Source organism: Lachnoclostridium sp. Marseille-P6806, assembly GCF_900625025.1.
GTDB lineage: Bacteria > Bacillota > Clostridia > Lachnospirales > Lachnospiraceae > CAG-791.
The window spans coordinates 166,903-181,300 of sequence record NZ_LR130575.1 but is presented as its reverse complement, the minus strand read 5'-3'; the positions used below and the strand labels follow the sequence as shown (position 1 = coordinate 181,300).

General features: G+C 49.4%; 13 protein-coding genes. All 13 read right to left on the bottom strand.

Annotation, left to right across the window (positions count from 1 at the left end; genetic code table 11):
• Positions 1 to 198 precede the first annotated feature (198 nt).
• Complete coding sequence (locus E0E20_RS03155) at positions 199 to 1,308, bottom strand: thiamine pyrophosphate-binding protein (protein WP_130836634.1); 1,110 nt, start codon at positions 1,306 to 1,308, stop codon at positions 199 to 201.
• Positions 1,262 to 1,795 (bottom strand): thiamine pyrophosphate-binding protein, encoded by a 534-nt coding sequence (locus E0E20_RS03150; protein WP_130836633.1) that lies wholly within the window; start codon positions 1,793 to 1,795, stop codon positions 1,262 to 1,264. Before E0E20_RS03150 ends, E0E20_RS03155 begins: the two co-directional genes overlap by 47 nt.
• Positions 1,796 to 1,805: 10 nt before the next feature.
• Entirely contained in the window at positions 1,806 to 2,837 is a 1,032-nt protein-coding gene (locus E0E20_RS03145; protein ID WP_130836632.1) for a hypothetical protein, read from the bottom strand.
• Complete coding sequence (locus tag E0E20_RS03140; protein WP_130836631.1) at positions 2,834 to 3,529, bottom strand: acylneuraminate cytidylyltransferase family protein; 696 nt, start codon at positions 3,527 to 3,529, stop codon at positions 2,834 to 2,836. Before E0E20_RS03140 ends, E0E20_RS03145 begins: the two co-directional genes overlap by 4 nt.
• Positions 3,526 to 5,076, bottom strand: coding sequence for an amino acid adenylation domain-containing protein (locus E0E20_RS03135; protein WP_130836630.1), 1,551 nt, complete (start codon positions 5,074 to 5,076; stop codon positions 3,526 to 3,528). Before E0E20_RS03135 ends, E0E20_RS03140 begins: the two co-directional genes overlap by 4 nt.
• 23 nt (positions 5,077 to 5,099) lie before the next feature.
• Complete coding sequence (locus E0E20_RS03130) at positions 5,100 to 5,342, bottom strand: acyl carrier protein (protein ID WP_130836629.1); 243 nt, start codon at positions 5,340 to 5,342, stop codon at positions 5,100 to 5,102.
• Positions 5,343 to 5,462: 120 nt separating this feature from the next.
• Positions 5,463 to 6,455, bottom strand: coding sequence for a WcbI family polysaccharide biosynthesis putative acetyltransferase (locus tag E0E20_RS03125; protein WP_130836628.1), 993 nt, complete (start codon positions 6,453 to 6,455; stop codon positions 5,463 to 5,465).
• On the bottom strand, positions 6,452 to 7,294 hold the full coding sequence (locus tag E0E20_RS03120) for a 6-hydroxymethylpterin diphosphokinase MptE-like protein (protein ID WP_165443954.1): 843 nt from the start codon (positions 7,292 to 7,294) through the stop codon (positions 6,452 to 6,454). The genes E0E20_RS03125 and E0E20_RS03120 overlap by 4 nt, the downstream gene beginning before the upstream one ends.
• 131 nt (positions 7,295 to 7,425) lie before the next feature.
• Complete coding sequence (asnB, locus tag E0E20_RS03115; protein ID WP_130836626.1) at positions 7,426 to 9,294, bottom strand: asparagine synthase (glutamine-hydrolyzing); 1,869 nt, start codon at positions 9,292 to 9,294, stop codon at positions 7,426 to 7,428.
• Positions 9,295 to 9,339: 45 nt separating this feature from the next.
• Positions 9,340 to 10,563: a polysaccharide biosynthesis C-terminal domain-containing protein gene (locus E0E20_RS03110; RefSeq protein ID WP_130836625.1), complete on the bottom strand. Its 1,224-nt coding sequence runs from the start codon at positions 10,561 to 10,563 to the stop codon at positions 9,340 to 9,342.
• 35 nt (positions 10,564 to 10,598) lie between these two features.
• On the bottom strand, positions 10,599 to 11,915 hold the full coding sequence (locus tag E0E20_RS03105) for a glycosyltransferase family 4 protein (RefSeq protein ID WP_130836624.1): 1,317 nt from the start codon (positions 11,913 to 11,915) through the stop codon (positions 10,599 to 10,601).
• Positions 11,916 to 11,918: 3 nt separating this feature from the next.
• On the bottom strand, positions 11,919 to 12,962 hold the full coding sequence (locus tag E0E20_RS03100; protein WP_130836623.1) for a polysaccharide biosynthesis protein: 1,044 nt from the start codon (positions 12,960 to 12,962) through the stop codon (positions 11,919 to 11,921).
• Positions 12,955 to 14,376, bottom strand: a complete 1,422-nt coding sequence (locus E0E20_RS03095) for an exopolysaccharide biosynthesis polyprenyl glycosylphosphotransferase (RefSeq protein ID WP_130836622.1) — start codon at positions 14,374 to 14,376, stop codon at positions 12,955 to 12,957. Before E0E20_RS03095 ends, E0E20_RS03100 begins: the two co-directional genes overlap by 8 nt.
• Positions 14,377 to 14,398 lie beyond the last annotated feature (22 nt).

Below are 14,398 nucleotides of genomic sequence, written 5' to 3'. Positions count from 1 at the left end.
CGCATACCTTGCTCCCGGAATCGAGCACTTTACAAGATATTGATACAGATGGAAAATCCCCTGCGGATCATGAAAAAATTTCAGTTCATAGCCATGGCTTTCACATGTTCTTGCCGAAGAATATTCACTGATCAGATCGGTAATTGCCGTAGATCCGGTAAACCCTTGTCCTGTAGAAGAAACGATTTTCATATATCCTCACATCAAAAGTTCCTCTGCCTTTTTTTGCAGCATCGCATCAATTTCGGGCAGAATCTGATTGGAGTTCCAGTTGACTTTAGGAATCAACCGGCTGTCCTCTTCCAGACAGATATCAATCAGGCAGGGCGTTTTATCCGACAGCCACGCGCGATAATTTTCCAGTTCCATGAAACTGTCAACAGAAACCGCCCTGATCCCGTAGGCTTCGGCAATTCTCCTGAAATCCGGCACCGTGTATCCGCTCTCCCGCGTCGTCTGAGCATAACGGCAGTCATAGGAAAACTGCTGAATCTCGCTTATCTTTCCGAGAACATGATTATTAAGCACAAGAATTTTGATCGGAAGCTGCTCCCGCACAACCACCTGCAGCTCCTGAATATTCATCTGAAGACCGCCATCACCGGTAACGCAATATACGGTCCCTTTACTTTCCGCAATGGATGCGCCGATCGCAAACGGTAATGCGCAGCCCATGGAGCCATATCCTCCGCCGATCAGTATCCGTCCCCTCTGCCCCTTGAGCGAAAAAGACTGTGCCGACCAGCAAAGGTTCTGTCCGACATCGACTGCAATCACCGGATCCGGCGGAAGCAGCTCCGCTATTTTTCTAATACACAGATTGCCGGGCTCCTGATCTGTTTCAGCCAGGAGCTCTTTCACCGCAAAGCATCTTCTCTTCCACGCATCGTAGCGAGGAATTTCCTCCCCAAGCAGCTCCTGAAGAAACTTTGCGGCATCAATCAGATATTTTTCTTCATCTTCCTTAATGGATCGCGAAAGCTCATACTGATCAATATCTGCACGGATCAGCCTTGCGTTCGGCGCAAAAAAGGCTTTCGCATTTCCAACCTGTCTGAGTCCCAATCGAGCACCGACCGCGATGACAAGATCCGCTGAATTAACGATCATATTGGCTGCGCGATTGCCGTAAACGCCTATAAATCCGATTCTGAGTTCATCCTGTATCAGATCGACCCCGTTCATTGTCGTCAGAACAGGGATCGACGTCTTTTCGGCAAATTCCAGCAGTAGCTTCTTTGCCTCCGCAGAGCGAACGCCGTTACCGACAACTAATATCGGCTTTTTGGATGTCAAATGGAAAATCAATGATAACTCCTCCCTTTCTGCCCAGAGTCGCTATATTGTATGCCCGCTCTATAATTTCCGGAAACTCAGCCGCACTATTGGGCGTAACCGCATACTTTGTTATCGTTCGTGTCACAGAAACAATATCCATTTCCTGAAAACCGTTCTGGCGTATTCCGGAATAGCCTTTCTGTTCATTTGTGGGAATATTTCCGCATATTCCAAGCAGGGGGACGCTGTCAAACCAGGCATCCGCCAAACCTCCCAGCGCATTGACCGCTCCGGGACCGGAAGTCGTAAAATACACTCCCAGCTCGCCCTTGAGACGTGCATAGCCATTCGCCGCGAAAGAACACCCCTGTTCATTGTAACAGACATGCGCGGTAATCTCTTCCTTCCGATCATGGAGAGCATCCATAAACGGTACGATATACCCTCCGGCATACCCGAAGACATCCGTCACGCCTTTATGTATCAGAAAATCCACCAAATATTCTGAGCAATTCATCCATCCCGCCTCACTCATGATTCCTGAGCCGCCTGTACTCCTCCGCTATCAAAGAAAAATCCGTTTTTGAATAGCCTTTACCGTACCGCTTTCTCTTATCCTTATCCAGCCGGTCGATCACGCGAAGAATATCAACCCAGTTACAATCCGTGTGCTTTTTGAGATATTCTACGTTATCAACATGAGCGCCCTCTGTTCCGCAGATAAACATGGGGATATCATACCCCCACTGAACAGTCGCTTTAAGCGGCGCAACATATCTCTCGATTGTCTCCAGCAGCAGCTCCATATCATAATGGCCGCCGTAATATTTATTGATATAATCCGCCACAATCTCGGTGTGAGCGTTTCCGGCCCCCCTGCCCATCCCGAGCAGGGAGCCGTCAACCGCAACGCTTCTATCTGTCTCTGCCGCCATGGCAATCAGCCTTTCCGCCAGAGCACTGGACAGCTGAAGATTATTATGCGTATGAAGACCAATCTTCACATTCTTATCTAAATATTTATCCATCTGCCGGAAAATGCTCTCCAGATCTTCCATGTACATCGCACCGAACGTATCTACGATGGCCAAAGCCTCCGGCTGAAACTCATTCACCGTTTTTATTAATTGCTCCCGCTCTTTTGAAGAATAGCCGACCGCATCCATCGGCTGCACAAATACATGATATCCCTTTGCTTTTGCCTCTGCGCAGAATCGGAGTGCATCATCACATTCGTGCTTTGCAAAGGAAATACGAAGATTCGTAAAAGAGCTGCCGTCACAAAGATCCAGATTTCTGTTCGAATACCTGCTGTTATCACAGAAGCCCACGAATTCCGAGCGTCTGCGATCGTCCGGGATATATCGCCTGGCTCCCTTTGAATTTTCATAGACAATGGATTCCCCCATGACAACGTCCTGCAGAAATCCGGTTTCAATATAATCTATTCCTGCCGCTGTAAGACCCTCAATTACGCCTTTGACAAATTCCGGATCTGAATTTTTTGCAAGAAGATATCCGCCGTCGCGAATTGTGCAGTCCGATATCTGTATGCTCACCTTGCGCTCCTCCCCTGCTGTTTTTTCTGCTGCTGCATATACCAATAGATCGCCTGTGCCTCTGTCATCTCCTCCTCTGTATCAATGTCAAGGCTCTCAAGCTCACCTGTCTCCACAAGGCAGGGATGCTCCCCTACTCTTCTGTCAAAACGCTCAAATACCTCTCTTGTGAAAACATGCGCTCCGGATGTCTCCGTATACACCGGTTCCAGATCCTGTGTCCTCGGAAAATGCTGCAGATCAAAATTGACCGGTTTTCCGTCGCTCCAGAAAAATGTCTGTATTTTTCTTACAAGAAAAGCAGAATCATATTCATTATCATTCCCCACTGCTTCTATGCATCGATCAATGCTGCCGCTGCATGTGAACGGCGCCGTGGCATGGTTGACACAGTAAATATCCGCATCGACAGCTTTGATGAATTCACGGATGATGTCATTGCAGTTCCGGTCATTGCCGTCCAGAAATCCGGGTCTTTGCAGGAAGCGCACCTCTTGGGGAATATAATTCCTGATGCGCTCATCACTGCAATATACATATACCTCATCAAGATATCGGCTTCCCATTGCAGCAGAGGCAATAAATTCTACCAGATATTTTCCGTCAAAAAATCTGCGGATATTTTTGTCTTTTACTCTTTCGCTGTTCAGTTTAATCGGTATCATCGACACCACTTTTTTCCCATTGATCATAATTCTTGTTCTCCCATTCGAGACAAACCGTCACTGACTGCCTTTTGCTTTAGCAGCGTCCTGTCAATTTTTCCATTGCTGTTATGCGGCATATGATCAAGCTTCATATAACGATGGGGCATCATATATCTCGGCAGCAATCCCCGCAGCTTCTTCCGAATACTCTGCTTCTCTGCCTTTCCAGAATAAATACATATAATAAGCTTATTTTCATCATCAAAAACACAGCAGCTTTCTTCAATTTCTGAGAGTGAGGATATCGCGGTCTCAATTTCTCCAAGCTCAATCCGATAACCGTTTATTTTGATCTGAAAATCTTTCCTGCCGATATATTCCAGTTCTCCCCTGTCATTATAACGGACAAGATCTCCTGTTCTGTATATTGTCTCAGGATAAAACGGATTCAACGGATTCTGCACAAAAACCTCCGCCGTCCTGAGCGGATCATTGTAATAACCGTATGCAAGCGTACTCCCCCGCACACACAGCTCTCCGATAAGATCCGTCCGGCTGCTCTCCACAAGACAGTCCTTATCCGTAAGCACCAGAATATCTGAATTTCTGCAGGGGAAACCAATGGGAAGCGACTCCTCATCCGCGAATTGTCGATTCACCACAAAATAAGTGCAGATATCTGTCACCTCTGTCGGACCGAATAAATCGGCAAACAAAACTTCCGGCAGGCTTTCCCTCCATAGATTGAGCTGCCGCATCGGCATTACTTCTCCCGCAAACAGCACCTTTTTAAGGCAGGGGAGAGACTTTTGCTTCAAAGCCCCGGAATTCGCGACCGGAATAAGGGCTGACGGAACCCAATACAGAAGACTGATGCGATTGACGTCAAGATATTCAAGCAGAGCAAGCGGTTCCGAAAAAAGCTGTCGCGGAACAAGAAACATCGTGCAGGCATTCCTGAGACTCACATAAATATCAAATACAGACATGCTGAAATAGAACGGTGTCTGATTGGCCAGAATTTCATCGGAATGAATGGAAAATGTCTCAGAGGCCCATTCGATATAAGTGATAACTGCCCGATGACTGATAATGGCACCTTTCGGCACGCCGGTAGACCCGGATGTAAACAAAACATAAAGCACGTCTGTATCAATAATACGAGCCGTACACTGCCTTACTTCCTGCTCATCAGCCTCCAGCTCCTGCGCCTCTTCAAACAGTAAAAGAGAAGTTCCCGGAACAAGCTCCCGGACACAATCTGCATATTTCCGACTGGTAATTATATACTCCGGATGCAGCGTATGTATAATGCTCTGCACTCTTGCCGGTGGCATCTGCGGATCAATCGCCGTATAATAATTTCCACTGTACGCACAGCCCATGAACGAGGAGACCACATCCGCACCTTTATCAAGGTAGACCGCAATCGGCTTCTTGAATATCTTCGCCGAAATAAAAAAAGAAGCCATGCGCATTGCGCTGTCCCTGAGTTCCCGGAAAGAAACCGCTCTTCCTTCCTCTGCAATTACAATCTTATCCGGATACCGGCTATACGCCTCCTCCAGATAATCCGTCACGATTCTAGCCATCTTTCCTCCGCGCTGACCGGCAGTTAAATCCCTTGCTTCAACAGCAAATCAATCATATCGCTCACATTCCTAATCTTTGCAGCTGCACTGTCTTCCAGCTTGACACCAAGAACATCCTCAATCTCAACAATCAGATAAATATGTCCCATGCTGTCCCAATCCTCTATATCCTCCCGTCTGGTTTCCTCTGTGACAGTAAGGTCATCATCATCAAAAATATCGCGAAAAATCGGAATCAGTTTTTCAAGTATCTCCGCTCTGCTCATTGTACATCCGCTCCGTTTATTATAGCGTCAATCTCGTCCGCAGTTCCATAATGTTTTGCTTCGGTGCTTCTTTCGGCCGGCGCATCCTTATTCCGTACTCCTTTTCTCCTGTTTTTCGTCTCACTCGCTTCCGACGAAAGCACTCTCCCTATATGCCCGAACATATTCTCTCATATATTCTGAAAATGTATAGAGAGCATTATAGTTTCCCGGATTGATCGCCCTTTTTTTACATTCCCCGGGCAGCCCGAGAGCTTTGCAGACACTCGGATATACCACCTCACCATGGCTGTGCAGCTCCATGATATCCGCCGCGTCAGGCCCGCCGTTCCCTGCCGGAGCAATCCCCAGCTTCAGCGCGAGACGGCGCGATATCTCCAGCATGATCTCCTGCTCCGGATGCGTGACGGAATAATACAGAATCCTTTCTTTTCCATGCTCTTCAATATAATCGGCAATCCCGATATCGCACCCCTTTTCATACAGCTTCAAATGTCTGAGAGACTTAGAGAAATAGCGATCGACATAATCCGGATCATAAAAATCCTCCCCGGCCAGATGAGAGAGCTCCTCCTCCGGATCTTCCTCTGACGACAGAATATGGTTCAGATTTTTGTCACCCCATACGAAATACCCTTCATTTGCAAATACCCGCTCCGTATGCTGCGGCATATATCCCTTAAATACTGCATTCGTAACGGAAATTTGAAAACAGGTTTCCGGAATCCATTCAAGTACAGACGAAAGAGCCGGCACATCCGGCCGCTCCGGTACGCCGAAATTATAAATCAGAACGTCTGCTTTACTCCACGACTCTCTCCGCAGAAGACGATCCCCGTGCTTTGCGGCAAGATACTCCGTGTCCCGCGCTCCCACCATCAGATAGCGCTTTCTGAATTCCGCATTATGTCCAAGCGCTTCCCGATAAATATTGATATGGCATTCGCCGTAGAAATAAACCAGCTTTCTGCCTCTGCGGAGCAGCCACAGCACAAAGTGAGACAAGCTGTACTTTCTGCCCGCATCATGAAGCAGGCACCAGTACACCGCTCTGTCTTTTAGAAACTCCCGGATGCGGAGCAGCTTATATACACCTCGCCTGACGATATTCATCTGTTCCTCAGCACCTCGTCCATATCCACCCTTTCAAAAGTCTCGAGTATCCCTCCCCTGGTGGCATTAAATATCCGGAAATTGCCGTCAGCTCTGCTAAACGCCTCCGCAGACCGGTATGCACTGTTTACGACCTCATAATTGTTGGATCGATTGATCAGAGAATCCCTGGCAAAATCATCCTTTGTTCCATCAAAAAAATGCGCCTTAAGACTCGTATCGTTGGCCACAATCTCCCCTGTTCGTTTCATCCGATATGGAAAATTGTTGTCAACACCCAGAAGATATATTTCCCGGAACCCCATGTACGCCGCCAGCTGCAAAGCAAAATAGGAGACCGTGGAGCCGTCATAGGTGAAACGATCTGCACGTTTTGAAAAACGAATTCTGCCATCCCCGGAGATACGATTCCAAATCGGAACACTGATCAGCTTTTCCGCCCGGATGCCCCGTCCGGAAATTTTCCCGAAAGACTGCATCCGGACAAAGGTCGCCTGACTCCTCCCGGAAACCTCCGCCAGCATGTGATCCTCGATTCCGCAAAGAACCTGCTCATCCTGTACGCAGTAAAAGGTGGGCCTCCATTCCGTTTTCGGGAAGATCAGATATATCTTATTAAAACCAAAAGTAATCTCATCCCGCAGCTTATCCAGATCCTCAGCAGAAAGGCTGGGTCCGTTCCCGATAATAAAGCAGCGTTTTCCCTCATACAGATTTCTATACTGACAAATTACCCTGTGACTCCTGATCTGCTCAGATAACGGCGCATGAAACGCCAGCTGTATATTTCTGAGCTGCATAAGTCCCGGAATCTTTCTGAGACAGCTTTTCAGATTCATTTTTCCTCTTTTCCGCGAGGCGAATTTCGGATTCGCCGATGTAATCTGCGACTCGGTACCCCGCACCGATGTCGGGGTTTGAACGTTCTGCATCAGCAGAACGTTCAAACCTATACTCCCTGTCGATTACATCACAAATGTTGTTTCCCGTACCAAAGCTGAAACAGCATGACCGACCACATGATACGGTCCAGTATCACCGTCGGTTTTTCCATAAAAGCACGATAGAAGCACTCCATTTCTTCGACATTGAAAATATTCTGACTCCGCAGAAAATCCCTGTCGAAGAATCCGGAAAGCAGCTTCTGAAATTCCCCGTGCAGCCATAGACTGATCGGGACGCCAAAGCCTTTCTTGGGTCTGTCAATAAGCTCTTTTGAAATATACTGACACAAAATTTTCTTCAGCGGATACTTCAGCTCTCCCTTCCTGTATTTCATGGAAAGCGGCATCCCGAGGCTGAATTCCACAACATCCTGATCCAAAAAAGGAGCGCGCATTTCCAATGAATAATACATACTGGCACGATCCACTTTCGCCATGATATCTTCCTGAAGATATAACTGCATGAATTGTGTCATGCAACGCTCCGCCAGCTTCCCGGAATCCGGAATAGCATCAAAATATCTTTGATTTTTCTCCTCTCTTTCAAGAAAAAGCCCGCCTGTAATCTGCTCTGCCGTTATGTAATCAAGATTAATAATATTCTCCGCACTGTACGCCGTACACGCTTTGGCCAGAATCCAGTCCCGGTAGGCATACGGTTTTTTCATCCGCTCTCTGCCTGTCGTTGCCCGAAGCAATTTTGACGCATGCCTCGTCAGATACATCCGCTGCTTTTGAATGAAATTCGGATATCCGCAAAAAAGCTCATCTCCTCCATCCCCCGAAAGAGCCACCGTGACATCCTGTCTCGCAAACCGGCTCAAAAGCATGGTCGGCAGCTGCGAGTTATCCGCAAACGGCTCCGAATAACATTCCGCAGTCTGCTGCACCAGTTCCATCGCGTCCTGCATGGAAATATACAGCTCATGATGTCTGGTTCCCAAGGCCCCGGCCACTTGTCTGGCATATCCCGCTTCATCATAGCCTTCTTCCCTAAAACCGATGGAATAGGTATCGATCTGTTTTCCGCGCTGTCTGGCCAGTGCTGAAACCAGAGAGCTGTCGATGCCTCCGCTCAGGTACACTCCTAACGGAACATCCGCTGCCATTCTCTCTCTTACCGCTTTTTTCAAAACTTCATGAAGGCCGTCGATATAGTATGTCTCGTTCTTCTTCTCTCTCCTGCATGGCTCTGTCTCTTCATGAAGCCGCAGCAGATCCCAGTACACTTCTTCCTTGACTTTTCCCGTTTTCATATCGAAGGACAGAATACTCCCGGAGCGTAATTTGTAGGTATTCTGATAGATCGTCTGCGGCGCGGGGATATACTGATTCCACATATAGCTTTGAAGTGCTTGAACATTCAACTCGGGACGATACAAAGAAAATTCCCGAAGAGCATTCAAATCAGACGCAAAGCAAAAATATCGGCTCGAAAAGCTGTAATAGAGAGGTTTTTCTCCCATTCTGTCCCGGACGAGAAACAGCTTCTTCTGCTCTTTATCATAAACAGCATATGCAAACATCCCATGAAAATTCTCTGCGCTGCGGATCCCATCCTCCAGATAAGAATTCAGAAGAACTTCTGTATCGCATTCGGATCGGAAAGAGCACCCTCTGGCCTGCTGTCCTCTGCGAAGATCCTTAAAATTATATATCTCACCATTAAAGCTGAGTACGACCGCGCCGTTCTCCGACACCATCGGCTGACTTCCGTTTTCTGAGGGATCCATAACAGAAAGCCGTCTGTGCGCGATACCTATCTCACAGCCCGCATCGCTGTCATAATAATATCCGCTCCCATCCGGTCCGCGGCGGGCAAGGCGATCCGCCATTCTAACCAGAATCTGAGGATCTATATGCTCTTTACTGATATATCCCGCTATTCCACACATATTTTGTTCTCGTCAGCTCATCCCGTCTTTATACTGCATTCCGGGTTATTCCACAATCTCCCGATACGTCTCCGGCCTGTCCGGGTCAAAAATTTCATTGGCATACATCACCGTAACCAGATCTTCCGTCTCGGAAAGATTGATAATATTATGCGTATAACCGGGCAGCATCTGCACCGCCTGAAGACGTTCCCCTCTGACTTCAAAATTGAGCACCGGATAGGGCGCTCCCGTTTCCGGATCCGTGCCGATTTTCCTCTCCTGTATCAGGCCATGCCCCGCCACAACAATAAAAATCTCCCACTTGCTGTTATGCCAGTGCTGTCCCTTGGTCTTCCCCGGCTTGGAAATATTGATGCTGACCTGTCCAAAGCTCTTTGATTTCAGCAGCTCGTTAAAGCTCCCCCTCTCATCGATCGCCATAGGAATATCATAGAGCGCTTTCTCCTCCGGAAGATATGACAGGTAGGTGGAATACAGCTTCTTTGCAAAGCTTCCCTCCGGAATATCGGGCATCATCAGGGTTCTCGGCATGTCTTCAAACTGATACAGAAGCTCTGCAATCTGCCCCAGATTCACCTCATGAGACACCGGAACAAAGCAATAGCGGCCGTCCTCTCTGGGCAGCGCACGAACACCGTCATACTCGCAGCAGTGCTCATTCCCCTCCAGGGCATCCAGCATCTCATGGATCAGGTCGTCGATATATACAAGCTCAAGTACCGTGCCCGGATCATTGATCTGAATCGGAAGCCCGCGCGCAATATTATGACAGAACGTCGCAATGACAGAATTGTAATTCGGACGGCACCATTTCCCAAAAAGGTTGGGAAAACGGTACACCAGCACCTTTACATGCTGTTCGTCCCCGTAGCGGAAAAAGGCATTCTCCCCCTCCCTCTTGGACTTCCCGTATGCAGACTCTGCAAAACGTCCCGTCAGGGATGCCTGAACCGACGACGCCAGCATCACCGGAGCCTGACTGCCAAATTTTCGCAGCGTGTCCAGAAGCTTTGAAGAAAAATCAAAATTTCCCTCCATGAATTCCTTCGGATCCTCAGGCCTGTTTACCCCCGCGAGGTGAAACACAAAATCTGCCTCCCGGCACCAGTCCTGCAAAAGCAGCGGATCGGTATCTTTGTCATATTCAAAAATTCCCTCTATTTCCAGACCCGGTCTGGTCCGATCCTTGCCATCCCGGATATTCTTCAGATTCTCCACAAGATTTTTCCCGACAAAGCCCCTGGCACCGGTCACCAGTATTTTCATCCCCATCCTCCGCCGCATTTTCTGCGGCATCCTGATCACAGCCCTCGTCCGTTCTCTGCCAGCTGATAAAGCTTCTGTTCCAGCTCCCGGAAATGCTTTTCTTCCGTAAAATGCTTTTTGAAATACTCTCTTGCTTTTTCTCCGCAGGCCTCGTATTTCTCCGGCTGCTCCGCATAATCAAGAAGAAGCTCTCCCAGCGCTGTGGCGTCTCCTGCCGGAACACAGGCCCCGCAGCCGCTCTCGGCGATCACCTCGGCTGCCGCTCCGTTTGCCGCCGCCAGCACCGTTTTGCCCGCCGCCATATAGGTCTGGAGCTTTCCCGGCAGAGTATCTCCGATATGCGTGCTCCCGTCGAGCGTAAGCACGCAGGCGTCCGCCTTTTCATAAAATTTCTGCGCTTCCGCTCCCGGTCGCGGTCCATAAAAGAACACCTGCCGATCAAGCCTCAGGTCACAAACCAGCTTTCGGATCCGCTCCAACTCCGAGCCCCCTCCTACCATATGCAGCACGGCATCCGTCCGATCCCGGAACACCGTCATGGCCTGTATCAGCGTATCGAGATTCTGCGCCCTGCCGATGTTTCCGATAAAAAGAAAGGAAACGACGGCCTCTTCTTTCGGAAATCTTTTGCGCCGGAAATCCCTCTCCAGCATTTCCTCTCCCGCATACTGCGGCAGGTAGCTCATGCGGTCCGCCGGAACTCTGTTCATCTCCTCCATATATTGAAAAAAAGGCCGGGACGATACGGCAATATGGTCACACTGACGGTAAATATGACTGCTCCATTGATGGATCAGGCGATAAGCCAAGCTGCCCTCTCGTATATTCATCGCCTTGACACACTCGGGCCAGATATCCATGCAGTACAGAAACAGAGGCTTATGATACCGCTTTTTCAATACAATGGCTGGAACCGCCATCGTGACGGGAGAAACCTCCCAGACATAGACAACATCAAAGTCTCCACATTCTTCGGAGCCCTCCATTCCCCATGCTTCCGTATGGAGCCAGTCCTGCATTCTTGCCCGAACGCTCCCCGATACCACAAAGGACAGATAGCTGAGGCTTCGCCAGATTGGGCCGCGGCGCCTCGCAATGGTTTTAACACGATAGACATCCGCTCCCCTGTAATGCTCGTGACGGTTACGTCCGTGTCGATATTCCTCGGGGATCCGGGAGGTCGTATAATCCGGGAGTCCCGTGAGAACCGTGACGCGATGCCCGCGCCGCACCATAGCCGCCACAATGTCATTAACCGCATAGATATCCGGATAAAAGCATTCCGTAACGACAAGAATGCGAAGCGCTGCGGAGCCGGTCCGATTGTCTGCTTTCCTGCTTTCCTCTCTCATGAATCAGATACTCTTCATCCGTTTCAGCTGCTCCGTAACATACTCCGCGGTAAGGAGCTTCTGCACCGTCCCATCCACGTCCAGCCGCGTTGTATTATGGCTGGTATATGCCTCCTCCGCCGCTGTCTGCACATCTCCGTCGACATAAAATTTGTCGTAATTGAGATCCCGGCCGTCTGCACAGACGCGATAATAGCCGCCCATGTCCTCGGCCCGAAGCCTTTCCTCCCTCGTCATCAGCGTTTCATAAAGCTTCTCGCCGTGCCGGGAGCCAATGACGCGGGTACCGGTATCACCGAAAAGCCTCTGCACTGCACAGGCCAGATCTCCGATGCTGCTGGCATCTGCTTTCTGAATGAACAGATCACCCGGATTGCCGTGCCGGAATGCAAACAGCACAAGCTCAACCGCTTCATCCAGATTCATCATAAACCGCGTCATGTTCGGGTCAGTGATGGTAATCGGATGCCCGTTTCGGATCTGCTCTATAAACAGAGGAATCACGCTGCCCCGGCTGCACATTACATTACCGTAACGGGTACAGCTCAGTATGGTGCCTTTCAGCGCTGCCATCCGTGCGTTTGCATAAACCACATGCTCCATCATCGCCTTGGAAATTCCCATGGCGTTAATCGGATATGCCGCCTTATCCGTAGAGAGACAGACCACATGCCTGACCCCGTTCTCGACCGCAGCGTGGATCATATTGTCCGTGCCCTCAATGTTCGTCCGGACCGCCTCCATCGGAAAGAACTCACAGCTCGGCACCTCCTTCAGAGCCGCCGCATGAAAAACATAATCGACCCCGGTCATGCAGTCTCGCAGGCTCTGCATATTCCGGACGTCGCCGATATAGAACCTGACTTTCCCGTAATAATCCGGATAATTTGCCTGCAGCTCATGCCGCATATCGTCCTGCTTCTTCTCATCTCTTGAAAAGATCCGAATTTCACCGATATCTCCGGAAAGAAAGCGTTTCAGAACACAGTGACCGAAGCTTCCGGTTCCTCCCGTAATCAGAAGTGTTTTCCCTCTGAATTCACTCATTCCCGTCCGTCTCCCTTTCGTCATTCGCTCTGCCGGCTTCCGCACCTGCTGCCGTCTGCTGCGAGGCAAAGCCCTCTGTACTCTCTTTCTGGAACAGAATGCGGAGCGTCTCAAACATGATCTGTACATCGAGCAGAACAGAATAATTCATGATGTAGAACAGATCCATTTTAATCTTATCAAGCGGCAGCGTATTGTACTTTCCATACACCTGCGCATACCCCGTCAGCCCGCCCTTGACCTTGAGACGATAGCTGAACTCCGGGATGCTTCTGGTATACTGCTCCATCATGGGAAGCGCTTCCGGACGCGGACCGACAAGACTCATCTCTCCCCGGAAAATATTGATAAGCTGCGGCAGCTCATCGAGACGTACCGGACGGATCACGCGACCCACGCGCGTGATGCGGTCGTCCTCTGCTCCTGCAGGACGAACACCCCCGCTCTTGTCCGCATCCACAACCATGGAACGAAACTTGATGATCGAAAACTCCCTGCCCCCGGCCGTCTGTCTCTGCTGCCGGAAGAATACAGGGCCTTTGTCCTCAAAATATATCGCCGCAGCGACAACAAGCATGACGGGACTCAGAACAATCAGCGCCAGCCCGGACAACACGATATCCGACAGTCTCTTGATCCCTGCATGTATGATGCCCATTCCCCGGTTCCGGCAAAGATACAGGGGCGTATCAAACAGGTTGAGCTCCTCCGAGCTCTTCACGATGATGTCCGATATCTTGGGCGTAAAATATACCCGTTTGTCCATATCAAAGCAGAGCTTGAGAAGCCGGTTTCTTGCCGACGACGGGATATCATTGATCAGAACCGCATCGTACCGCTCAAATTCCCGGCGGAACTCCGCCTCCTCTTCATGAAAGCTGATCGTCCTTGCAATATGATACTTATCCGGCCGGTTGTTCATTTTTCCGAAAAGCTTGTTTGGATGATCGCCGATGATCTCCAGTACCTGAAGCGGAGGAAAGAGCTTTCGATAGAGGTTCACCATGGGGAGAATCAAAATACACAGCACGAACGACTGCAGCAGCCAGAGCGGAAGATATCTAATGAGAAATTCATTAAAAAAACGGAACTGACCGGTAATAGCCATCGAGACGAACAGCTCCAGAACATCGACACAGAACAGCGTCATCACCTGCGATGCCAACAAATTCGTCTTTCTTTCCACCCCGATCCGGAACGCATTCAGTCCGCGTCCGATATAGAGATACGTTGCAATGTAAATTCCCACCGCCATTGCAAGGTTGCCAGTCCCGGTAAGATGTCCCGTCTGGTTATTCTCTTCAACAAACGAAAACCATACCGCAAAAAAGCCGACAGCAGCCAGCGCGGAAAGGATCAGATAGCAGATCCGACGATATATATATTTTCCCTCCAGTCCGGCTCTCCGTTTCATATCTCTATTACTATACCTTTTT

Bases quoted from the DNA above. Each gene is read 5' to 3' on its own strand.
- asnB (WP_130836626.1), bottom strand. From the start codon at position 9,294: ATGTGTGGAATAGCGGGATATATCAGTAAAGAGCATATAGATCCTCAG.
- E0E20_RS03140 (WP_130836631.1), bottom strand. From the start codon at position 3,529: ATGATCAATGGGAAAAAAGTGGTGTCGATGATACCGATTAAACTGAAC.
- E0E20_RS03100 (WP_130836623.1), bottom strand. From the start codon at position 12,962: ATGAGTGAATTCAGAGGGAAAACACTTCTGATTACGGGAGGAACCGGA.
- E0E20_RS03125 (WP_130836628.1), bottom strand. From the start codon at position 6,455: ATGAATATCGTCAGGCGAGGTGTATATAAGCTGCTCCGCATCCGGGAG.
- E0E20_RS03130 (WP_130836629.1), bottom strand. From the start codon at position 5,342: ATGAGCAGAGCGGAGATACTTGAAAAACTGATTCCGATTTTTCGCGAT.
- E0E20_RS03095 (WP_130836622.1), bottom strand. From the start codon at position 14,376: ATGAAACGGAGAGCCGGACTGGAGGGAAAATATATATATCGTCGGATC.
- E0E20_RS03150 (WP_130836633.1), bottom strand. From the start codon at position 1,795: ATGAATTGCTCAGAATATTTGGTGGATTTTCTGATACATAAAGGCGTG.
- E0E20_RS03120 (WP_165443954.1), bottom strand. From the start codon at position 7,294: ATGAATCTGAAAAGCTGTCTCAGAAAGATTCCGGGACTTATGCAGCTC.
- E0E20_RS03110 (WP_130836625.1), bottom strand. From the start codon at position 10,563: ATGAAAATACTGGTGACCGGTGCCAGGGGCTTTGTCGGGAAAAATCTT.
- E0E20_RS03135 (WP_130836630.1), bottom strand. From the start codon at position 5,076: ATGGCTAGAATCGTGACGGATTATCTGGAGGAGGCGTATAGCCGGTAT.
- E0E20_RS03105 (WP_130836624.1), bottom strand. From the start codon at position 11,915: ATGAGAGAGGAAAGCAGGAAAGCAGACAATCGGACCGGCTCCGCAGCG.